Annotated in this window: 20 protein-coding genes and 5 tRNA genes; 15 read left to right on the forward strand and 10 right to left on the reverse strand. The window is 75.2% G+C overall.

Annotated elements, in window-relative coordinates; translation table 11 throughout:
• Position 1: 1 nt before the first annotated feature.
• The 4 genes from IEW03_RS17790 to IEW03_RS17805 all read right to left on the reverse strand — a co-directional run bounded on the left by IEW03_RS17790 (position 2) and on the right by IEW03_RS17805 (position 3,121).
• Positions 2-604 (reverse strand): dihydrofolate reductase family protein, encoded by a 603-nt coding sequence (locus tag IEW03_RS17790; RefSeq protein WP_188525055.1) that lies wholly within the window; start codon positions 602-604, stop codon positions 2-4.
• A 76-nt stretch (positions 605-680) separates the two neighbouring features.
• Complete coding sequence (locus IEW03_RS17795; protein ID WP_188525056.1) at positions 681-1,064, reverse strand: VOC family protein; 384 nt, start codon at positions 1,062-1,064, stop codon at positions 681-683.
• Positions 1,065-1,097: 33 nt separating this feature from the next.
• Positions 1,098-1,916, reverse strand: coding sequence for a helix-turn-helix domain-containing protein (locus tag IEW03_RS17800; RefSeq protein ID WP_229738412.1), 819 nt, complete (start codon positions 1,914-1,916; stop codon positions 1,098-1,100).
• 59 nt (positions 1,917-1,975) lie between these two features.
• Positions 1,976-3,121 (reverse strand): chorismate-binding protein, encoded by a 1,146-nt coding sequence (locus IEW03_RS17805; protein ID WP_188525117.1) that lies wholly within the window; start codon positions 3,119-3,121, stop codon positions 1,976-1,978.
• Between the two features lie 139 nt (positions 3,122-3,260).
• On the opposite strand from IEW03_RS17805, the gene IEW03_RS17810 reads away from it, so the two are divergent.
• The 7 genes from IEW03_RS17810 (at position 3,261) to IEW03_RS17840 (ending at position 4,657) form a co-directional block, all read left to right on the forward strand.
• Positions 3,261-3,333 (forward strand) — tRNA-Gly (locus tag IEW03_RS17810).
• A 55-nt stretch (positions 3,334-3,388) separates the two neighbouring features.
• Positions 3,389-3,459, forward strand: a tRNA-Cys gene (locus IEW03_RS17815).
• An 8-nt stretch (positions 3,460-3,467) separates the two neighbouring features.
• Positions 3,468-3,542 (forward strand) — tRNA-Val (locus IEW03_RS17820).
• A 187-nt stretch (positions 3,543-3,729) separates the two neighbouring features.
• Positions 3,730-3,802 (forward strand) — tRNA-Gly (locus IEW03_RS17825).
• 42 nt (positions 3,803-3,844) lie between these two features.
• Positions 3,845-3,919: transfer RNA gene (locus tag IEW03_RS17830), tRNA-Val, on the forward strand.
• Between the two features lie 77 nt (positions 3,920-3,996).
• Positions 3,997-4,323, forward strand: coding sequence for a DUF2277 domain-containing protein (locus IEW03_RS17835; RefSeq protein WP_188525057.1), 327 nt, complete (start codon positions 3,997-3,999; stop codon positions 4,321-4,323).
• Between the two features lie 43 nt (positions 4,324-4,366).
• Positions 4,367-4,657: a hypothetical protein gene (locus tag IEW03_RS17840; RefSeq protein WP_371870638.1), complete on the forward strand. Its 291-nt coding sequence runs from the start codon at positions 4,367-4,369 to the stop codon at positions 4,655-4,657.
• Positions 4,658-4,697: 40 nt separating this feature from the next.
• Here the strand turns inward: IEW03_RS17840 and IEW03_RS17845 are convergent, their stop codons facing one another.
• Complete coding sequence (locus tag IEW03_RS17845) at positions 4,698-4,964, reverse strand: hypothetical protein (protein ID WP_188525058.1); 267 nt, start codon at positions 4,962-4,964, stop codon at positions 4,698-4,700.
• A gap of 130 nt (positions 4,965-5,094) precedes the next feature.
• Between IEW03_RS17845 and IEW03_RS17850 the strand changes: the two genes are divergently transcribed.
• Positions 5,095-6,738: an alpha-amylase family protein gene (locus tag IEW03_RS17850; RefSeq protein WP_188525059.1), complete on the forward strand. Its 1,644-nt coding sequence runs from the start codon at positions 5,095-5,097 to the stop codon at positions 6,736-6,738.
• Between the two features lie 49 nt (positions 6,739-6,787).
• On the opposite strand, the gene zapE is transcribed toward IEW03_RS17850, so the two are convergent.
• Positions 6,788-7,900, reverse strand: coding sequence for a cell division protein ZapE (zapE, locus tag IEW03_RS17855; RefSeq protein ID WP_188525119.1), 1,113 nt, complete (start codon positions 7,898-7,900; stop codon positions 6,788-6,790).
• A 92-nt stretch (positions 7,901-7,992) separates the two neighbouring features.
• On the opposite strand from zapE, the gene IEW03_RS17860 reads away from it, so the two are divergent.
• Positions 7,993-8,796, forward strand: coding sequence for a dihydrofolate reductase family protein (locus tag IEW03_RS17860; RefSeq protein ID WP_188525060.1), 804 nt, complete (start codon positions 7,993-7,995; stop codon positions 8,794-8,796).
• Between the two features lie 9 nt (positions 8,797-8,805).
• Complete coding sequence (locus IEW03_RS17865; protein WP_188525061.1) at positions 8,806-9,303, forward strand: hypothetical protein; 498 nt, start codon at positions 8,806-8,808, stop codon at positions 9,301-9,303.
• A 76-nt stretch (positions 9,304-9,379) separates the two neighbouring features.
• On the opposite strand, the gene IEW03_RS17870 is transcribed toward IEW03_RS17865, so the two are convergent.
• Genes IEW03_RS17870 through gnd form a run of 3 tightly spaced genes read right to left on the reverse strand, consistent with a single transcriptional unit; the run spans position 9,380 to position 13,424 of the window.
• The gene (locus IEW03_RS17870) at positions 9,380-10,648 is read right to left on the reverse strand and encodes a carboxylate--amine ligase (protein ID WP_188525062.1); all 1,269 of its coding nucleotides are present in this window, start codon (positions 10,646-10,648) and stop codon (positions 9,380-9,382) included.
• Positions 10,645-11,991, reverse strand: coding sequence for a carboxylate--amine ligase (locus IEW03_RS17875; protein ID WP_188525063.1), 1,347 nt, complete (start codon positions 11,989-11,991; stop codon positions 10,645-10,647). Before IEW03_RS17875 ends, IEW03_RS17870 begins: the two co-directional genes overlap by 4 nt.
• Complete coding sequence (gene gnd / locus IEW03_RS17880) at positions 11,988-13,424, reverse strand: NADP-dependent phosphogluconate dehydrogenase (RefSeq protein WP_188525064.1); 1,437 nt, start codon at positions 13,422-13,424, stop codon at positions 11,988-11,990. Before gnd ends, IEW03_RS17875 begins: the two co-directional genes overlap by 4 nt.
• Before the next feature lie 230 nt (positions 13,425-13,654).
• On the opposite strand from gnd, the gene IEW03_RS17885 reads away from it, so the two are divergent.
• The 5 genes from IEW03_RS17885 to IEW03_RS17905 all read left to right on the forward strand — a co-directional run bounded on the left by IEW03_RS17885 (position 13,655) and on the right by IEW03_RS17905 (position 20,469).
• Positions 13,655-14,278, forward strand: a complete 624-nt coding sequence (locus IEW03_RS17885) for a DUF3000 domain-containing protein (protein ID WP_188525065.1) — start codon at positions 13,655-13,657, stop codon at positions 14,276-14,278.
• 109 nt (positions 14,279-14,387) lie between these two features.
• On the forward strand, positions 14,388-15,614 hold the full coding sequence (locus IEW03_RS17890) for an HRDC domain-containing protein (RefSeq protein WP_188525066.1): 1,227 nt from the start codon (positions 14,388-14,390) through the stop codon (positions 15,612-15,614).
• Between the two features lie 189 nt (positions 15,615-15,803).
• Positions 15,804-17,096, forward strand: coding sequence for a thiolase family protein (locus IEW03_RS17895; protein WP_188525067.1), 1,293 nt, complete (start codon positions 15,804-15,806; stop codon positions 17,094-17,096).
• A gap of 4 nt (positions 17,097-17,100) precedes the next feature.
• Positions 17,101-19,242 (forward strand): 3-hydroxyacyl-CoA dehydrogenase NAD-binding domain-containing protein, encoded by a 2,142-nt coding sequence (locus tag IEW03_RS17900; RefSeq protein ID WP_188525068.1) that lies wholly within the window; start codon positions 17,101-17,103, stop codon positions 19,240-19,242.
• Positions 19,243-19,356: 114 nt separating this feature from the next.
• Complete coding sequence (locus tag IEW03_RS17905; RefSeq protein ID WP_229738413.1) at positions 19,357-20,469, forward strand: carboxylate-amine ligase; 1,113 nt, start codon at positions 19,357-19,359, stop codon at positions 20,467-20,469.
• Positions 20,470-20,504: 35 nt separating this feature from the next.
• Here IEW03_RS17905 and IEW03_RS17910 read toward each other — a convergent pair whose 3' ends face one another.
• Complete coding sequence (locus IEW03_RS17910) at positions 20,505-21,302, reverse strand: PIG-L deacetylase family protein (protein ID WP_188525069.1); 798 nt, start codon at positions 21,300-21,302, stop codon at positions 20,505-20,507.
• Positions 21,303-21,323: the final 21 nt, after the last annotated feature.

Below are 21,323 nucleotides of genomic sequence, written 5' to 3' on the forward strand. Positions count from 1 at the left end.
CTCAGCGCCGGTAGGTCAGGTGGGTGACCTCGGGCGTGCGACGTACGTGCGTCGCCGTCAGCCCGCGCGGCCCGACGCCGTCGAAGATCCGCACCCCGCCCCGGACGCCGAGGACGACCGGTGCCACGTGCAGCCGCAGCTCGTCGATCAGCCCCGCGTCGAGGAACTCGTTGATCGTCGTCGCCCCGCCGGCGACGGAGACGTTCCGCTCCCCCGCCGCCTCGCGCGCCCGCTCGAGGGCGGCCTCCGGGCCGCCGGTGACGAAGTGGAACGTCGTGCCGCCGTCCATCTCGAGCGGCTCGCGCTCGTGGTGCGTCAGCACGAACACGGGCGCGTGGTACGGCGGGTCGTCGCCCCACCAGCCCTTCCAGTCGAGGTCCCAGTCCCCGCGTCCCGGGGTGAACATGTTGCGCCCCATGACGAAGGCGCCCGCGTCGACGATGGCGGCGACCTCGTCGGCGTGGTCGTCGCCGTGGTCGAACATCCAGGCGTGCAGCTTCTCCCCGCCGCCGACGCCGTCGCCGAACGGCTGGTCGAGCGACTGGTGCGGCCCGGCGGAGAAGCCGTCGAGGGAAATACCGAGGTCACAGGTCACGATGCTCATGCCGGGTAGACGGGCGCCGGACGCCGGACTCATCGCGGCGGGCGGTCCGGCGCCGGCGGGCGGCCCGGGAGGGCTGTCACGCGCCGTCGTAGGTGCCGAACGACCAGATGTTGCCCTCGGGGTCGGTCACGGCGGCCGTGCGCCCGTACGGCTCGTCGTGCGGGGCCTGCAGCGAGGCCCCGCCGGCGGCCGTGGCCGCGTCGTGCGCACGGTCGACGTCGTCGGTCATCAGGTAGGCGGACCCGGTGCCGGGCTGCTTCGGCCAGGTCGGCCGTTCTCCGGCGTACGAGCCGAACATGACGCCACCACCGGCGGGCCAGAGGTACTCGGCGTGGGCGACGTTCGACGGGTCGCCGTCCTCGCGATAGACCTCGTGCTCGGTGAAGCCCACGGCCCGCAGCCAGGTCATCGCCGTCTCGGCGTCGCGGTACGTCAGCGTCGCCCACAGTCCCACGGTCATGGTGGTGCTCCTTCGTCGCGGTTTTCTCGGTCGTCACCACCCTGGAGTGCCGTCGACCGGGACGTCTTGAACGAACGGGAACTCCTCGCGCACCCAGGTGCTCGGGGTGCACCCGGCCAGCGCCGCCCAGTCCCGGGTCATGTGGGCGTGGTCGGCGTACCCGGTGACGGCGGCGACGTCCGCGAGCGTGCCCCGCCGGTCCCGGACCGCGAGCACCAGTGCCTGCCGCGAGCGCGCCAGCCTGGCCACGCGCCGCAGGTCGCCCGGGGACAGACCGCACTCGGCGCGCACCAGGTCCTGCAGGCGCCGGCGGCTGTACCCGACGTCCGCCGCCGTCTCGGCCACGCGGGCACCGCGGGTGAGGCGGGCGAGCGCTCGGCCGACCTCGGCCCGCGCGGCCGGCTCGCCCCGGCGCGCGAGCGCGTCGAGGAGGGCACGGGCCGTGGTGGCGACGGCGTCCCCGGGGGCGTACGCGAGCGCCTCCGGAAGGTGCCGCAGCCCCGGGTCGACCTCGTCCAGGGTGGCGAGCTGCCCCGCGAGCTCTCCCGAGGGCAGGCCGAGGAGGGCGCGTGCCCCGGCGACCGTGAGGTGGACGCTCACGCCGTGCTGGCGCCCGTCGTGGTGGATCGTGGCCGCCCGGGTGTGGAGGCCCGACACGCACGACCACTCCCGCCTGCGCGAGGCCGGCCGGCCCGCCCACTCGACGTCGAGCGGCTGGTCGAGCGGGAGCTCGAGGGTGACCTCCGGCCCGGGAAGCCCGCGGTGGATCCCTGGGGCGCCCACGTCGACGTCGTACGCCACGATCGCGGTGACGTACGGCGCGAGCGCACGGGGCACCGGCGAGACGGCCACGCTGCCACGCTACGCGCGGCGCGGACCGCTCGCGCCGAGGCCGGCGCGACCCCCAGGACCTACGGGCGGCCCTCGTGCGACGCGAGCCCCACCAGCCGGGCGGCCTTCAGCTCCGTCTCCGCCCACTCGGCGGCGGGGTCGCTGCCCCAGGTGATCCCGGCGCCGGTGCCGAAGCGCAGCACGCCGGCTCCGGGGCTCTCTTCGCTCCACCAGAAGGTGCGGATCCCGACGGCCAGCTCGGCGCGCCCGGCGTCGGCGTCGACCCACCCCACGGCCCCGCAGTACGGGCCTCGCGGGACCGGCTCGAGCTCGGCGACGAGACGCAGCGCCGCCGACTTGGGCGCCCCCGACACCGAGCCCGGCGGGAACGTCGCCGCCAGCACCCGCCGCCACAGGTCGGGCGCCCGCCCGGTCCCGGAGCCGGACACGGAGCCCGCGAGGATCCCCCGCACCCGGGAGACCAGGTGCACCAGGCCGGGGTGCTCCTCGACGGCGAGCAGGTCGGTCACCGCGACGGAGCCGGGCCGGCACACGCGCTGCAGGTCGTTGCGCACGAGGTCGGTGATCATGACGTTCTCGGCGCGGTCCTTGCCGGTGAGGCCGTCCACCGTGCGGGCGGTCCCCTTGATCGGCCCCGACGCGAGCGCGTCGCCGTCGAGCGACAGGTACACCTCGGGCGAGGCGCTCACCACCCAGACCGGGTCCAGCCCGGAAGACGCCGGCACGTGCACCGCGGCCGCGTAGGGCGCGGGGTTGCCGACGGCGAGGCGCGCGGCGAGCGCGGCGGCGTCGGGCTCGACGGCCCCCGCGGGCGTGGTCGTCGCGGGCAGGGGCGCCGACAGCACCCGGCACACGTTGACCTGGTACACCTCGCCCGCACGCACCTGGTCGCGCACGCGCGAGACGGCGCGTTGATACGTCTCGCGGTCCATCGAGCTGCGCCACGCCGTCGGTGCCGGACCGCGCCACCGCCCCGCGTCGTCGTCCGGCGCCGCCGGGCCCACCTCGGCGAACCGCCAGGCCCGGGCCCGGCCGGGTCGCCCCCCGACGTCGCCGTCGACGCCGAGCGGCGCCTCGAAGTCGGCGACGACGAACCAGGTCCCGCCGGCGGCGAGGCGTTCGGGCTCGCGCAACAGGTCCACGCACTCCACGGCGTGGCGCGCGCGACGCCCCGCGAACGTGGCCCAGGACGGGGCCCGTGTGATCGGCTGCTGCACAGCAGCACGCTAGACGCTGCGACGCCGCGCCCCGCACGGGGAGGCGATTGGACGGACCGGAAGGCGTCCACTAATGTTTGGGGCGCGCCGAAACGCCGGTCACCGCAGGGTGGCCAGGTTCGGTCGCGCGGATGTGGCTCAGTTGGTAGAGCATCACCTTGCCAAGGTGAGGGTCGCGGGTTCGAGTCCCGTCATCCGCTCGGAGGCCCAACTCTCTGATCGACTCGTCACGAGCGTCGGGAGAGCACGTCTCAAGGTGGGTTGGCCGAGAGGCGAGGCAGCGGCCTGCAAAGCCGTATACACGGGTTCGAATCCCGTACCCACCTCGCAGCACGGGCGATTGGCGCAGCGGTAGCGCGCTTCCCTGACACGGAAGAGGTCACTGGTTCGATCCCAGTATCGCCCACCACCACGAAGGCCCCGGACCCTGGTCCGGGGCCTTCGTCGTCCCCGTGGACACCACCCCTCCGGTGCCGTGCGCACGGCACCGTCCTGGCGTCGCAGGTCACAGGCCCGCGATTGGACCTTCTCGCCTCTGGTCCAGTAATGTTCCTCAGGCGCCGGGAGCGCAGGGGAAGCCCGAAGGACCCGGTCGCGCGGATGTGGCTCAGTTGGTAGAGCATCACCTTGCCAAGGTGAGGGTCGCGGGTTCGAGTCCCGTCATCCGCTCAGTGCTCTGCACCCCTCGGAGCAGGGGCGCAGCAGCCGTACGGGCGATTGGCGCAGCGGTAGCGCGCTTCCCTGACACGGAAGAGGTCACTGGTTCGATCCCAGTATCGCCCACCACCACGAAGGCCCCGGACCCCGGTCCGGGGCCTTCGTCGTCCGGCCGGGCGTCGGCACCTCGGCGTACCGTCGAAGACATGTGCCGCAACATCACCACGCTGCGCGGGCTCGAGCCCGCCGCCACCGACGAAGAGATCCAGGCCGCCGCCGAGCAGTTCGTGCGGAAGGTCACGGGGGTGCAGCGCTCGGCGAGCGCACCCACCCGGGAACCCTGCGAGCGCGCGACCGCGGAGATCGCCGCGATCGTCACCCGCCTGCTCGACGAGCTCCCCGCCCGGCGCCAACCGCCCAAGACCGTGCCGCCCCTGCGGCGCGAGGAGGTCCAGGCCCGGATCGCCGCGCGGCAGGCCGCGCGCGAGGAGCACGAGCGGATGCACGAGCTCGGGATCGCCCACTCGCACTGACTCCCCACCGGTCACGGACGTCTCAGCCGTTAGGCTCGCCCGCGTGAGTTCCGCACGCGACGACACCGTCGGCCCCGTCTCCGCGACGATGCACCGCGCGAAGGCGCACGCCAGAGCCGCGCACGTCACGGTCGGGCAGGTCCGGCACGACGCGGGCGGCGGCACCCAGATCGACTGCTCCTGCGGGATGGTGCTGACCAACGGGCCGGAGTGGTCGCTCGACGAGCACATCCGGCTGCACCGGGCGGAGGCCCGCTACGTCGCGCTGAGCCGGGTCGCCCCCGCGGGTATGCCGCGCCTCGTCCCGGTCGGCGCCGACCGGCTGCCCCGCTGACCACGCCGACGGCGGTCGCGGGCCGGGCCGGTCGGGCCGGTCACAGCTCGTCGGGATCGTCCCACGACACCCCGCTCGACGCCTCGATCGGGTCGAGCTCCTGTGCCGTCAGCGACGTGGGCGCCTTGCTCGCGTCTCCCCCGGGCCGCGGGTCCGGGTGCGGGTCGCCCGCGGCGTGCCGGCGCGGCGCGATCCGCGCCTGGGACGCGATGGACTCCTCGAGCTCCTGACCCCACCGCTCCGGCTCGCGCGCGGACCCCCCGTCCGTCGTCGCCGACGAGGTACCAGGGGTCTCAGGGCTGCTCATGTACCAGAAGTAGCAGGCGGCGGGTCGACACGCCCTCGCTTGGCACACTTTTTTATCGCCACGAGGTCCCCTCATTCCCGGGACCGGTCCTCCACGACGGACAGCTGCCCGCGTGGCTAGAGTGTCGGCCGTGACCGCTGCCGATCCGGGCCTCGAGGTACCGCAGGAGCTGGGCCCTCCGCCGCCCGCCCCGCGCGCCCGGGACCGGTGGCCGGGAGCGCGACCGCTGGTCTGGGCGCCGCGCGCGCGGACGGTCGAGGTGGTCCTCCCCCACGCCGACGGCACGCAGGACCGCCGGCCCATGCGCCTCGTCGGGGCCCACGAGCCCGGGTACTGGCGCGCCGACCAGGAGCTCGACGACGGGACGGACTACTACTTCTCCGTCGATCACGCCGCTCCGGTCCCCGACCCGTGCAGCCCGCACCTGCCGGGCGGCCTCACGGGGCCCAGCCGGGTCCTGGGCCGGGACTTCGGCTGGACCGACCACGACTGGCACGGACGCGACCTGTCTCGGGCTCCCCTGCTGCACGTCGACGTCGCGACGTTCACCCCGGCCGGCACCCTCGACGCGGCCGCGCAGCTGCTCGACGACGTCGCCGCGACCGGTGTCGCCGGCGTCGAGCTGTCCCCCGTCTCGGCCTTCGACCCCGCCCGCGGACCGGCGGCCGGTGTCCGGCTCTTCGCGGTGCACGGGCCCTACGGCGGCCCGCAGGCGCTCCAGCGGTTCGTCGACGCCGCGCACGGCGCGGGCCTCGCCGTCGTCCTGGACCTCCCCCACCGCTGGGCCGTGGCCGACGACCTGGGCCTGCACGCCTTCGGCCCGTACGCCGTCGGGTCGCGCATCGGGCCACGCACGGGCGCCCGCCCCGGCCCCGCCGGGACCGACAGCCCTCGGATCAACCTCGACGGCGCGGGGAGCCGCGGCCCCCGCGACTTCCTCGTCGCCGACGCCGAGCGCTGGCTGTGCGACTTCCACGTCGACGGCCTGCTGCTCGACATCGAGGCGCTCGTCGACCGCTCCCCCGTCCCGTTCCTCACCGAGCTGGGCGAACGGGTCCACGCCCTGAGCGAGCGCCTGGGGCGCCCGTTGACCCTGCTCACCGACGGGCCCGGCCGCAGCGACCGGCTCATCACCGTCGTGCACGGCATCCTCGGCGCGCCCGGCGACGCCGGGCGGGTCGAGGACCTGCACCGCCTCGCACAGCTCGTCTTCCCCGCCGCGCCGGCGTGGCGGCCGCCGAGCCACCGCCGCGCCCGGCGGGCCGCCCAGCGGGCCGCGTCCGTGCTCGTCGAGGACCTCACGCGGCTCCCGGCCGCCGCCCGGGCCGTGCCGTGGTCCCACGACACCGTCCGGCCGGCGCCGACGACCGACGACGACCGCGCCTGCCTCCTCACGTTCGCCCTGCTCGCAGGCACGCCGCCGGTGCTGGACACCGAGCACGTCCCGGTCGGGCTCGACGATCCCGCGTCCCGGCGGCTCGTCGCCTGGACCGGCGCCCTGGTGGACCTGCGGCCCGAGGTGACGGCCGAGCTCGACGTCGAGGTCGAGATCCACACCGAGGGCGAGGTCCTCCTGTGCCGCCGGGGGTCCGCGGCGATCGCGCTCGCCACGGGCGCGTCGCCGGCCGTCCTCGACCTGGGCGCGCTCCCGTCGCACCTGGGCCCGTGGCGGCCCGTGGCCGCCTGGGACCCGGACGGGGTCCGGCACGAGGACGGACGGCTCACGCTGCCCCCACGGGCTCCCGTGGTGCTCCAGGCCTCGGACCGGGCCTGACCGGCGCGCGCGTCGCCACACGGACGACGCGGACGACCACGACGGCCGGCTACGCGGTGAGCCGGCGCCCCTCCTCGGCCAGCGCGCCGAGGCGCGAGAGCGCGCGGTAGTACTTCTTGCGGTAGCCGCCGCGGAGCATCTCGGGCGTGAACAGGTGCTGGCGCGCGTCGCCCCCCACGTCGCTCAGCAGCACGGGGACGTCGCGGTCGTAGAGCCGGTCCACCAGCACGACGAGCCGCAGCGCCACCTCCTGCCGGGTCACCGGGCGCACCCCGGTGAGCGCCAGGAGCTCCACGCCGTCGAGCAGCGCGCCGTACCGGCTCGGGTGCACGGTGGCCAGGTGCGTGAGGAGGTCGTCGAACTCGTCCAGCACGGCGCCGGGCCGCGCGGCGGCGGCCGCGGCGACGACGTCCGCGCCCAGCGGCGTCGTCTCGGTGACCACCGCGCGGTGCCGGTAGTCCTCGCCGTCGACGCGGAGCACCTCGAAGCGGGCCGAGAGCGCCTGGATCTCGCGCAGGAAGTCCTCGGCGGCGAACCGCCCCTCCCCGAGCGCGTCGGGCAGCGTGTTCGACGTCGCGGCGAGCGCGACGCCGCGGTCGGCCAGCTCGCGCAGCAGCCTCGACATCAGCACCGTGTCGCCCGGGTCGTCGAGCTCGAACTCGTCGATGCACACCAGCCTGCGCGTGGCCAGCGCCTCGACGGTGGGCAGGAAGCCGAGCGCCCCGACCAGGTTCGTGTACTCGACGAACGTGCCGTAGGCGACGGACCCGGCCCCGGCGTCGTGCGTCACCGCGTGGGCCAGGGAGGTGAGCAGGTGGGTCTTGCCGACACCGAACCCGCCGTCCATGTACACCGCGGGGGCGGGACGCCGGCGCCCCAGCAGGGCGCGCAGCCCGCCGCCGGTGCGCGCGGTCACCTCGCCGGCGACCTGCTCGAGGCGGGCCAGCGTGGACGCCTGGCTGGGGTGCGCGGGGTCGGCCCGGTAGGTGCTGAAGCGCGCGCGGGCGAAGTGCCGGGGCGGGACCAGGTCGGCCAGCAGCCGCTCGGGCGAGACGGCGGGCCGCACGGACGTCAGCGAGCTGACGCCGCCGCCGGCCTCGGCGGGGGCCCCGGCGGAGGCGTCGGCGGGGGCCCCGGACGGGCTGGTCGCGGGTGTCGGCACGGTCTCCTCGGGCGCGGAACCTGTCGCGCCGGTCTCGTCCTGCGTGAGCGTCACGACCGACAAGGCTACGCCGCGTCGTTACCCTGACCGCTGTGAGTTCCGCCACCGCACCGCTCGACATCGTCGTCCCCGCCCACGAGCACCTCGCCCCGGACGCCGCCGAGCGTCGCCTCGTGGCGCTCTACGGGCCCGGCGCGGCGGGGACGCCCGTCGGCCGGCCCCGCCCCCGGGTGCTCGCCAACATGGTCGCGACCGTCGACGGCGGGGCGTGGGGCCCGGACCACCTGTCCGGCTCCATCAACGACGAGGCCGACTGGCGCGTGTTCCGGGTGCTGCGCGCGCTGGCCGACGTCGTGCTGATCGGGGCGGGCACGGCGCGGGCCGAGGGGTACACGGCGCTCGGCCGGCCCGCGGGGATCGCGGCGGCGACCGGGCGCGCCCCGCTGGAGCTCGCCCTGGTGTCCCGGTCGGGGCGGGTCCCGGTGGCGCTGGCGGACGCCGAGCGGCCGCCGTTCGTCCTCACCGGCGCCGCCGGCGCCCAGGTCGCCGCGGACGCCCTGCCCGCCGACCGCGTGATCGCCGTGCCGGGGCCCGGCGACCCCGAGGACGTCGACCTGGCCGCGGGCCTGGAGGCGCTCGGCGGCCGCGGGCTCGGGCAGGTGCTGTGCGAGGGCGGGCCGCACCTGCTCGACGGGATGCTGCACGCGGGGCTCGTCGACGAGCTGTGCATCACGACCAGCCCGACGCTGGTGGGGCCCGGGCCCGGCCGGATCGTCGCGGCCACCGTGCCCGGGCCGGCGTCCGCGCCCCGCCCCGCACGGCTCGCGCACCTGCTGCACGCTCCCGCCACAGGGACGTTGCTCGCCCGGTGGGTCCTACGCGGCGCCGACGAGTAGCGTGCTGCCATGGCGACGACCATCATCCTCACCGAAGACGCGCTCACCGATGCCGACGTGCAGCACATCCAGGGTCTGCAGGTCGACCCGCCCGAGAGGTACCGGGTGCTGGTCCCCGAGGACACCGACGCCAACGTCGTGGCCGCGATCATCGACCACCTGTGGACCGGCGAGCTGCGGGAGGCCGGCGAGGACCTCGTCGGCCGGGAGCCGACCGAGGAGCAGGCGAAGGCCACCGCCACCGAGCGGCTCGAGCGCTCCCTCGAGCTCCTGCGCGCCGCCGGCGCCGTGGCCGACGGCCACGTGACGCAGGAGGACCCCCTGCCGGCGCTCACCGCGGCCGTCGCCGCCGAGGGCGGGCCCGAGGGCGTGCAGGGGGTCGTGGTGGTCACCTACCCGCACGTCGTCGCCGACACGCTGCGGCGCGACTGGGCCTCCCGGGCCCGCGAGGAGCTCCGCGCGCCCGTGCTGCACCTGTACGCGGGCACCAGCGCGATCGGCGACTGACCCGCCCGGCGTCGAGACGCAGATCGGGGTGAGCCCTTGCCAGGACTCACCCCGATCTCACGGCTCGACCTCCCGGTCAGAAGCCGGTGCCGGTGGGCTGAGGGTACCAGCGCCGGAACTTGCGCACCTGGTTGACCTTGGCCGCGGCGACGTACGCGCGCCGCTTGGCCCCGCCGTCGCCGGCCCAGTAGGCCAGCGGGTGCACGCTGTCGGGCGCCAGCCGCTTCACGGTCGCCGCCAGCCGCGGCTCGCGCACGTAGTGCAGCAGCAGGCGCGTGGGCACGACCGAGTACAGCACCTCGGCCGTGACGACGACGGGCTCGAGCGCGACGTCGTCCACGTGGTCCGCCACGACGAACCGGGCCACGTTCGCCCCGGCCGCGGTGACGTAGTAGTTGTTGCGACCGATCCGGGGGTTGACCTCGAAGAACGCGAACCGGCCGTCGCGCGGGTCGACCTTGACGTCGAAGTTCGCGAACCCGCGGTAGCCGGTGGCCTCGAGGAACGCCTTCGCCTGGGCGAACATCTCCCCCAGGTCGCCGGTGATCATCGCCGCCGGGTTGCCGAGGCCGTTCGGGGTGTGCTCCTCGAGCAGCACGTGCGCGCCGGCCATGAGGGTGACGACGCCCCGCCGGTCCACGTACGCCGTGATCGACCGCATCTGCGTGTCGTCACCGGGCACCAGCTCCTGCGCGACGAACCGCCCGCGGAACCCGGCCGCGCGCAGCCGGTCCCACAGGTCGTCGAGCTCGGCCTGCGTCGCGATCTCGAAGACCTTGCGCTTGCCGGGGAACTCCACGTCCTGGTAGTCGGCGCTCGAGGCGGCCTTCGCGATCAAGGGCCACCCGACGTCGACGGGCGCCGGCCGCCACTGCGGGTCGCCGGCTCCCGCGAAGTCCTGCACCACCGTGCGCGGCACCGCGATGCCGACCTTCTCGGCGACCTCCGCGAACGTCGCCTTGTCGGCGATCTGGTCGAGCAGCTCCTCGTCGAGGAACGGCACGACGTAGCCGGCGGCTTCCAGCTCGCCCCGGTGCCGCACGACGGTGCGCACCAGCCAGTCGGAGTTGGCCAGCAGCACGAGCCGGCGACCGGGGTCGGCGGCGAGGGCCTCGGCCGCGACGCGCAGCGCCGCGTCGACGAGCTGACGCGCGTCGTGGCTGTCCTCGACGGTCACGTTGCGCAGGATGCGCGAGTCGGCGATCGGCCCGGGCACGAGCCCGGAGATCACCGTGGACGTCACCCCGTACTGCTCGTGGAACGCCCGCGCGAACGCGTACACGCCGATGTCCCCGCCGAGGATCACGGGGAGCAGCTCGGCCCGCGGCTCGGCCGCGCGGCTCATGCCCGCACCTCGCCGGTCGCGGCGGTCGGCGTGTTCGTGGCGTGCACCCGGCGCAGCTCCTCCAGCGGGTAGTACGTGCGGTACTTGCGCACGTGGTTGACCAGCGCGGAAAGGACGTACGCCCGGCGCCGCGGCGAGGCGTCCGCGGAGTACTTCAGCGGGTGCACGGTGCGGCCCGACCTCATCAGCTCCCGGACGCGCCTGTTCAGGTCGGGGTCCAGGACGTAGCGCCGCAGCAGCGCGTGCGGCACGACGGCGTAGAGCACCTCGGTCTCGGCGGTGACGGGCTCGCGGCGCACGCCGTGCACCACGTCGTCCACGAGCACCTCGGTGGGGTTCTGCCCGCCCGCGGTGAGGTAGTAGTTGTTCCGCCCGATGCGCGGGTTCTGCTCGAAGAACTTGTACACGCCGTCGCGCGGGTCGAGCTTGACGTCGAAGTTCGCGAACCCGCGCCACCCCGTGTGCTCGAGGATCCGCTGCGCCGCGTCGAGGATCGGGTCGATCCGCTCGACGATCATCGCCGACGGGTTGCCGCGCGCCGCCGGCGTGCGCTCTTCGAGCAGCACGCGGGCCGAGCAGCGCAGGGTGACCCGACCGCTCGTGTCCGCGTAGGCGGTGACCGACCGCATCTGCGTGTCGTCGCCCGGGATCATCTCCTGCACGAGGAACCGGCCGCGGAAGCCGGCGTCGCGCAGGGAGATCATGAGGCGGTCGAGCTCGCCGGGCGTCGCGATCTCGAAGATCTTCTTCTTCCCCGGGAACGTCACGCCGTGGTAGTCCGCGCTGGAGGCGGGCTTGGCGATCACCGGGAAGTCGAAGCCGACGGGCGCCGGCTCCCAGCCGGGGGCGTCCGCGGCCGCGAAGTCCTGGATCACCGTGCCGGGCGTCGGGATGCCGAGCTCGGCGCAGACCGCCGCGAACTCGGCCTTGTCCGAGATCCGGTCGATGAGCGGGGCGTCGGCGAACGGCAGCACGTACGCGGGCTCGAGCCTGCTGCGGCGCTCCACCAGGTCGCGCACGACCCAGTCCATGTTGGTGAGCAGCACGAGCCGCTCCTGGCCGTTGCCCTGGGCGCCGGCCGCGGCCTGGCGCTGGGCGGCGAACCGCTCCAGGGTGGCGACGATGTCGTCCGGGTCGCTGCCCGACAGGACCGTGTCGATGATGCCGGAGTGGGCGATCGGGCCGGGCTCGGCGAAGGCGACGACCGTGGTCCGCACGCCGTAGCGCTCGTGGAACGAGCGCGCCAGCGCGTACACGCCGATGTCCGAGCCGACGATGACGGGGTGGAAGCCGGGGGCGGCCGCGGCCGCCCCCGGGGTGGTGGCGCTCACGGGTGCGGTCATGCCTCCTGCTCGGTGCGGTCGCCCGACCACTCGGTGTGGAACACGCCGTCGCGGTCGGTGCGCCGGTAGGTGTGGGCACCGAAGAAGTCGCGCTGCGCCTGGATGAGCGCGGCGGGCAGGCGCTGGGCCCGCACGCCGTCGTAGTAGGCGAGGGACGACGAGAACGCCGGCGTCGGCACGCCGTTGAGGGCAGCCCGGGACACCACGCGCCGCCAGGCGGGCAGGCCGTTCGCCACGGCCCCGGTGAAGTACTCGTCGGCGAGCAGCAGCGGCAGCGCCGCGTCGCGCTCGTACGCCTCGGTGATCCGGTTGAGGAAGCGCGCGCGGATGATGCAGCCGCCGCGCCAGATGCGGGCCATCGCGCCCCGGTCGACGTCCCAGCCGTACTCGGCGGACGCGGCCGCGATCTGGTCGAAGCCCTGCGAGTAGGCGACGACCTTCGACGCGTACAGGGCGAGGCGCACGTCCTCGACGAACGCGTCGCGGTCGGCGACCTCCCACGTACCGGCGGCCGCCGGCAGCGCAGCGGCGCCCGCCTCGCGCTGGGGCACGGAGCCCGACAGGGCGCGCGCGAACGTCGCCTCGGCGATGCCGGTGATCGGCACGCCCAGGTCGAGGCCGTTCTGCACGGTCCAGCGCCCGGTGCCCTTCTGCTCCGCCTGGTCGAGCACGATGTCGACGAAGGCCTGGCCCGTGGCGGCGTCGACGTGCTGCAGCACGTCGGCCGTGATCTCGATGAGGAACGACTCGAGGTCGCCCGAGTTCCACTCGGAGAAGATCTCGCCGATCTCCGCGGCCGAGGCTCCGAGCCCCTGCTTGAGCAGGTCGTAGGCCTCGGCGATGAGCTGCATGTCGGCGTACTCGATGCCGTTGTGCACCATCTTGACGAAGTGCCCGGCGCCGTTCGGCCCCACGTAGGTGCAGCAGGGCGTGCCGTCGACCTTCGCCGAGATCGCCTCGAGGATCGGGCCGAGGGACTCGTAGGACTCGCGGGTGCCGCCCGGCATGATCGACGGGCCGTTGAGCGCGCCCTCCTCGCCGCCGGAGACCCCGGTGCCGACGAAGTGCAGGCCGCGGGCGGCGAGCGCCTCCTCGCGGCGGATGGTGTCCGGGAAGTGCGCGTTGCCGGCGTCGACGACGATGTCGCCGGTCTCCAGCAGCGGCAGCAGCTCGTCGATCACGGCGTCGGTGGCCGCGCCGGCCTTGACCATGATCACGACCTTGCGCGGCCGGGCGAGCGACGCCACGAAGTCCGCCATCGACTCGGACGGCACGAAGTCGCCCTCGTGCCCGGCCTCGTCGATCAGCGACTGCGTCTTGGCGTAGCTGCGGTTGTGCACGGCGACGGTGTAACCGTGGCGCGCGAAGTTGCGCGCCAGGTTGCGCCCCATCACCGCCAGGCCGGTGACGCCGATCTGGGCACGAGCTGTCATCGTTATCCTGCTTCCCTCGGGGTCGGAGGGGGCACGGCGGACGCGACGTGCGAGCGCGCTGCACGCTCGGTGCACGCACCTCCACGCGCCGTCCGCGGGCCCCGGGAGCCTCGACCAGCGTAGTCGGCGCCGGGCGCGGGGGCGGACGGATCATCACGATCCGGACACGACCGGCGCCCCGCGCCGCGTCGTGCCTCGTCCGGCGCCCCGGCGGCCGTACGGTGGCTGGCGTGACCGGTGAGCACACCGGGGACCGTCGTGAGGTCCCCGCCCCGTTCGCGGCCGCCCTCGCGTCGCTGCGCGAGCGCCGGCTGCGCGGCGACGTGCACCTCGCCGAGATCCCCGGCCCCAGCCGGATCGCCCCCTGGTCGGTCGCGCTCGAGGGCGACGTCGTGTCCCCGGACGTCTCCGACGGCCCCGCCGGCGACACGGACGCGGGCGAGGTCGCCACCGGCCGGTTCGTCGTCCTGCACGACCCGGACGGCCAGGAGACGTGGCAGGGCACCTTCCGCGTCGTGACGCTCGTGCGGGCCACGCTCGAGCCCGAGCTGGCCGCCGACCCGCTGCTCGCCGACGTCGCCTGGTCGTGGGTCACCGAGACACTCGAGGCGTCCCCCGCCGGCGCGCACGCTCTCGGCGGCACCGTGACCCGGGTGCTGTCGCAGAGCTTCGGCGCGCTCGGCTCCACGCCGGACGCCGTGGACCTCGAGATCCGTGCGTCGTGGACGCCCGAGGACACCGACCTCGGCGCGCACCTCGCCGTCTGGGCGGACCTCATGACCACCGCCGGCGGCGTGCCGCCGCTCCCCGACGGCGTCACCGCACTGCCGTCGCGGCCGCGCAGCGCCCCGTGATTCGCCCCGTGAGCGCGCCCGTGAGGCGCCCGGCGACCGCGCCCGCGAGGGGCGCCGCGACCGGCCAGGACACGCGTGCCGCCGGCGACGACCTCGTACCCTGGCCCTCATGAGCTCTACCCTCCCGCCGACCGCGCCCGACACCGTCCCGCTCACCGAACCCGCGGACGGCGTCGGCGACGTGGTGGGCACGGCGTCCGCCCTCGCACGGGTGGTGGAGCGGTTCGCCGCCGGGACGGGGCCGGTGGCCGCGGACGCCGAGCGCGCCTCCGGGTACCGGTACGGCCAGGCCACCTACCTCGTGCAGGTGCGTCGCGAGGGCGCCGGCACGGCGCTGATCGACCCGGTGCCGCTGCCCGACCTCTCGGCGCTCGGCGAGGCCGTCGGCGACGCCGAGTGGGTGCTGCACGCCGCGTCCCAGGACCTCCCGGGCCTCGGGGAGCACGGCCTGCGCCCGGCCCGCGTCTTCGACACGGAGCTCGCGGCCCGGCTGCTCGGCATGGAGCGGGTCGGCCTGGCCGCCGTCGTCGCGGAGGTGCTCGGGCTCGGTCTCGCGAAGGAGCACTCGGCCGTCGACTGGTCCACGCGGCCGCTGCCCACCGACTGGCTGCGGTACGCCGCGCTGGACGTCGAGGTGCTGGTCGAGCTGCGCGACCGGCTGGCCGACCGGCTCGAGGCCGCGGGCAAGACGGAGTGGGCCGCCCAGGAGTTCGAGGCCGTGCGCACGGCGCCGCCGCCCGCCCCCCGGCCCGAGCCGTGGCGCCGCACGTCGGGCACCCACACCCTGCGCGACCGGCGCCAGCTCGCCGTGGTGCGCAGCCTCTGGCTCGCCCGCGACGCCAGCGCGCGGGCACGGGACGTCTCCCCCGGGCGCGTGCTGCCGGACCGGGCGATCGTGGCCGCCGCACGCGCGCTGCCGCGCACGGCGGGCCAGCTGGTCACCCTGCCCGAGTTCACCGGCAAGGCCACGCGCCGCCGGGCCGCCGTGTGGCAGCGCGCCGTCGACGAGGCGATGGCGCTGCCCGAGGACCGGCTGCCCAGCCAGCGCGGCCCGCGGTCCGACGGCCCGCCCCAGCCCCGCACGTGGGCGGACCGAGACCCGGTCGCAGCGCGTCGGCTGGCCGCCGCCCGCGAGCTCGTCGCCGAGCTCTCCGAGGAGCTGTCGGTGCCCGTGGAGAACCTGCTGCAGCCCGACGCGCTGCGGCGTCTGTGCTGGACGCCGCCCGAGCCCGCGGGGGCCGACGAGATCGCCGAGTTCCTGCAGGGACGCGCGGCGCGCCCGTGGCAGGTCGACCTGCTCGCGCCGCGGCTCGCGGCCGCCTTCGCCGACCTCTGACGACACGGGCGGCCCCGCCCGGCCACGATGGTGATACCCGGTCTCAGGGTGGTCTACTCTTTTACCGGTACTCGCGGTAGCGTGTACCGCGGTGCGAGGCCGTCAGACCACGGCCGCACCGCGCAGAGCGGCGTCGCTCGTCGGACGCCGAAGTCCCGACCATCGCAAGCGGATGGAGCTGCCACGAACATGTCCAGCGAGACGGCCGGCGAGTCGGCCACCGAGAACTCCGCCGGGGCCTCCCCCGGCGCCACCAGGAACCCGGCCCGCCGCGCGCTGCGCGACGTCGTGTTCGTCGAGGGCGTCCGGACGCCGTTCGGCAAGGCGCGGCCCGACGGCCTGTTCGCCGAGACCCGTGCCGACGACCTCGTCGTCAAGGCCGTGCGCGAGCTGCTGCGCCGCCACCCGGAGCTGCCGGGCGAGCGGGTCGACGAGGTCGCGATCGCCGCCACCACCCAGCAGGGCGACCAGGGCCTCACCCTGGGCCGCACGGTCGGCATGCTCGCCGGCCTGCCCCAGACCGTCCCCGGCTTCGCCATCGACCGCATGTGCGCGGGCGCGATGACCGCCGTGACGACCACCGCCGCGGGCATCGCGACCGGCAGCGCGGACGTCGTCGTCGCGGGCGGCGTCGAGCACATGGGCCGCCACCCCATGGGGTTCGACGCCGACCCCAACCCGCGCTTCCTCTCGGAGCGGCTCGTCGACCCCGAGGCCCTCAACATGGGGGTCACGGCGGAGAACCTGCACGACAAGTTCCCGCACCTGACCAAGGAGCGCGCGGACGCCTACGCCGTGGGCAGCCAGGCCAAGTACGCCAAGGCCCTCGCGAACGGCGACATCGGCGCGGAGATCGTGCCGGTGGCCGTGCGGTCGGTCGAGCAGGGCTGGGGCCTGGCCACCGCCGACGAGCTCCCCCGCCCGAGCACCACCGTCGAGGGCATCGCGAACCTCAAGACGCCGTTCCGCCCGGGCGGCCGGGTCACCGCCGGCAACGCCTCCCCGCTGACCGACGGCGCCACCGCGGCCCTGCTCGCGTCGGGCGACGTGGCCGCCGAGCTCGGTCTGCCCGTCGGCATGCGGATGGTCGCGTCGGCCTTCGCCGGCGTCGACCCGTCGATCATGGGCTACGGCCCCGTGCCCGCCACGGACAAGGCCCTCGCCCAGGCGGGCCTGACCATCGACGACATCGGCCTGTTCGAGATCAACGAGGCCTTCGCCGTCCAGGTGCTCAGCTTCCTCGACCACTACGGGATCGCGGACGACGACGAGCGCGTGAACCCCTACGGCGGCGCGATCGCGGTGGGCCACCCGCTGGCCAGCTCGGGCGTGCGGCTGATGATGCAGCTCGCCCACCAGTTCGCCGCCCGTCCCGAGGTGCGCTACGGCATCACGACCATGTGCGTCGGCCTCGGCCAGGGCGGCACCGTGATCTGGGAGAACCCGCACCACGCCGACTACTCGGGCCACACGGAGGGCTGACACGATGACCACCACCACTGACGTCCGCGCCGAGCGCGTCACGCACTCCCGCGTGCGCGACGTCGAGCTCCCGGGCGGCGCGGGCACCCTCGCGCTGGTCACCCTGGACAACGGCCTCGACCACACCAAGCCGAGCACCCTCGGACCCGAGGGCATGGCCGAGCTCACCGCCGCGCTCACCGCGCTGCGCGAGCGCGCGGGCCGCGGCGAGATCGCCGCGGTCGGCGTCACCGGCAAGCCGTACTTCCTCGCGGCCGGCGCCGACCTGCTGCAGGTCTCGACGGTCACCTCCCACGACCAGGCGCTCGAGCTCGGCCGCTCCGGCCACGCCGCGTACGAGCTCCTGCACACGATGGGCGTGCCGACGTTCGCGTTCGTCAACGGGCTGGCCCTCGGGGGCGGCCTCGAGGTCGCGCTCAACTGCGACTACCGCACCGTGGCGTCCGACGCGCCCGCGCTCGGCCTGCCGGAGACCGGCCTCGGCCTGGTGCCCGGCTGGGGCGGCGCCTACCTCGTGCCCCGCCTCGTCGGCATCGAGAAGGCGGTCGACGTCGTCCTCACCCGGCCGGCCGCGCAGAAGCCGTTCAAGCCGCGCGAGGCCCTGGAGATCGGCCTGGTCGACGCGATGTTCGACGCCGCCGACTACCTCGAGCAGTCGCTCGCGTGGGCCGCACGCGTGCTGCGCGGCGAGACGTCGGTCCCCCGCCGCGAGCTCGACCCGCAGCCCGTCTGGGACGCCGTCGTCGCGGCCACCCGCCAGCAGCTCGACGCCGTCGTGGCGGGCTCGCGCCCGGCCCCGTACCGCGCGCTGGACCTCCTGGCCGCCGCCCGCACGGCGACCCGCGCCGAGGCCTTCGCCGCGGAGGACCAGGCCCTGGCCGACCTCATCATGTCCGACGAGATGCGCGCGAGCGTCTACGCGTTCCAGCTCGTCTCGGGCGGCAAGAAGCCCGTGGGCGCGCCGGACAGGTCGCTCGCCAGGCCGGTCACCCGTGTCGGCATCGTCGGCGCGGGCCTCATGGCCGCGCAGATCGCCCTGCTCGTCTCGCAGCGCCTCGGGGTCCCGGTCGTCATGCGCGACCTCGACACCGAGCGCGTGGCGAAGGGCCTCGGGTACGTCAAGGCCACCACGGACAAGCTCGTGGCCCGCGGCCGGATGACCCCCGAGGCCGCGGCCCGGATCGCCGCGAGCGTCACCGGCACCACCGAGATCGGCGACCTCGCCTCGTGCGACGTCGTGATCGAGGCCGTCACCGAGGTCATGGGCCTCAAGAAGAAGGTCTTCGCCGAGCTCGAGGGCATCGTCTCGCCCGAGACCGTCCTCGCGACCAACACGTCCGCGCTGTCCGTGACGGAGATGGCGTCCGACCTCGCGCACCCCGAGCGCGTCGTGGGCATCCACTTCTTCAACCCCGTGGCCCAGATGCCGCTGGTCGAGGTGGTGCAGGCCGCCGAGACCTCCGACGAGGCGCTGGCCACGGCGTTCGCCATCACCAAGAAGCTGCGCAAGACGGCGGTGCTCGTCGCGGACCGCCCGGGCTTCGTCGTCAACCGGCTGCTCGTGCTCGTCATGGGCAAGGTCGTCGAGGCGATCGAGAACGGCACGTCCGTCGAGGTGGCGGACACGGCCCTCGCGCCGCTCGGCCTCCCGATGCCGACCTTCGAGCTCTTCGACCTCGTGGGGCCGGCCGTGGGCCTGCACGTGCTCACGTCGCTGCGCGAGGACCTGGGCGACCGGTTCCCGACGTCGCCCGGCCTGGAGCGCCTGGTGGCCGACGGGACCCGCGTCGTGCTGGACCGTCCCGCCCCCGGGCTGCCCAAGCCCGTGGACCCGTCGATCCAGGCGGTCTTCGGCGAGGCCCTCGCCGCGGGCGCCACGGGCCGCCACGGCACCCCGGTGCTCGACGCGGCCGGCGTCCTGGACTCCGTGCTCACGGCCCTGACCGTCGAGGTCGGCCACATGCTCGACGAGGGCGTGGTCGCCGGGCCCCAGCAGATCGACCTGTGCATGATCCTGGGCGCCGGGTGGGGCTTCCACACCGGCGGCATCACGCCGTACCTGGACCGCGCGGGCTGCTCCGAGAAGGTCCTGGGCCGTCGCATCCTGCCCGACGGCGCCGCGAACGTCCCCGAGAGCGTCGCCTGACGACGACCACCTGACACCCTCCTCCTCGGGGCACGTGGCCGGGCACCCGCCCGCCACGCGTCCGACGGCCGGTCCTCGCCCGAGGGCCGGCCGTCGGCGTGTGAGACTGCCCCCATGAAGCGGACCATGGGTGTCGAGGAGGAGTTCCTGCTCGTCGGGGCGGACGGCCACCCGGTGGCCAAGGCGTCCGAGGCGCTGGAGTCCTCCGACGCGCCGGACCGGTCGCAGGGCACGCACGGCACGGGCGCGGGCGGGCTCGAGACCGAGTTCATGGAGGAGCAGCTCGAGACGGCCACCCACCCGCGGCGCGAGCTGTCCGACCTGGCCGACCAGATCCGCGCCGGGCGCGAGCGCGCCCAGGCCGCCGCCGACCGGGTCGGCGCCCGGGTGGCGGCGCTCGCCACGTCCCCGTTCCCGTTCGAGGGCACCACGGTGGCACGGGTGCGCTACCTCGAAGCGCGCGCGAGGTTCGGCCTCACGGCACGCGAACAGCTCACCAGCGGCTGCCACGTGCACGTCTCGGTCGACGACGACGCCGAGGGGGTCGCCGTGCTGGACCGCATCGGTCCCTGGCTGTCGGTCCTGCTCGCGCTCAGCGCCAACTCGCCCTTCTGGCAGGGCGGCGACTCGGGGTTCGCCAGCTACCGCTCGCAGGTATGGGCCCGCTGGCCCACGTCCGGCCCGACCCGCACCTTCGGCTCGCCGGAGGCCTACCACGAGGCGGTCGACGCGCTGGTCGCCACCGGCACCATCCTCGACCAGAACATGGTGTACTTCGACGCCCGGCTCTCCTCGCGCTATCCGACCGTGGAGATCCGTATCGCCGACGTCTGCCTCGACGCCGACAGCGCGACCCTCCTCGCGGGGCTCGCACGGGCGCTCGTCGAGACGGCGGCGCGGGACGCCGCGGCCGGGCGCCCCGCTCCCCTGCTGCGTACCGAGCTGCTGCGCACCGCCGCGTGGCGGGCCGGCCGCTCGGGCCTGGCCGACGACCTGCTCTCCCCGCTCACGTGGCGGCCCCTGCCCGCGCACGACGTCGTCGGGCAGCTCGTCGCGCACGTGCGCGAGGCCCTGGCCGACGCCGGCGACCTCGACACGGTCACCGAGCTCCTCGGCCGCCTGTGGGCCGCCGGCGACGGCGCGACGCGCCAGCGCGGCTGGCTCGCGGACGGCGACGGCGACCTGCGCCGCGTCGTGGAGCGCGCCGTCGCCGTCACGCACGCCTGACGTCGTCGTGGTCGCGCGGGGCGGGGACGGACGGGTCAGTCGTCCCAGCCCATGCGGAGCACCTCGAACGCGGTCGCGTGCCGGGTGCCGAACGCCTCGCCCGTGGCGGTGGTCATGCCGCCGAGGAACTCCGCGGGGTCGAAGCCGTCCCAGCCGAGCCCGTCCAGGTAGGCCGCGTGGGCGCGCAGCGAGGCGACGCCCGCGTCGAACGTCGCGGTGACGTCCACCGCGTGCGCGGCGTCCGGCGACCCGGACACCCACACCTGCCGCACGCCGCCCCACGGCTCGAGCCCCTCGGCCTCGAGCTGGTCGGTGAAGACCCACCGGTTCCCCGCGTCACGCACGGCGTCGACGACCGCGCGCCCCGTCGCCATGTGGTCCGCCTGGTTGAGCATCCCACCGGGGAACGTCTCGCGGTAGTTCCCCGTGATGACGACCTCGGGCCGGTGCCGGCGGATCGCGCCCGCGACCGCGCGGCGCAGCGGGAGCCCGTACTCGAGGAGGCCGTCGGGGAAGCCGAGGAACTCGACCTCGGCGACGCCGACCGCCCGCGCGGACGCGACCTGCTCCGCCTCGCGCACGCGCCGCGCCTCGTCGGGGTGCATGCCGTCGATGCCGGCCTCGCCGCTGGTGACCATGACGTAGGCGACCTGCTTGCCCTGCCCGGTCCAGCGGGCGACCGCCGCCGCGGCGCCGAACTCCATGTCGTCCGGGTGCGCGACGACCGCGAGCGCCGTGGCCCAGTCCTCGTCCAGCGGGCGCAGCGCTTCCGGGCCCTGCGGGTCTCCGTCTCCGGGCGTGGTCGGGGTGCTCGGCGTCGTCGGCGTGGTCATGACGGCCACGCTAGCGGCTCG

This window comes from Isoptericola cucumis, from assembly GCF_014635665.1.
Classification (GTDB): domain Bacteria; phylum Actinomycetota; class Actinomycetes; order Actinomycetales; family Cellulomonadaceae; genus Isoptericola; species Isoptericola cucumis.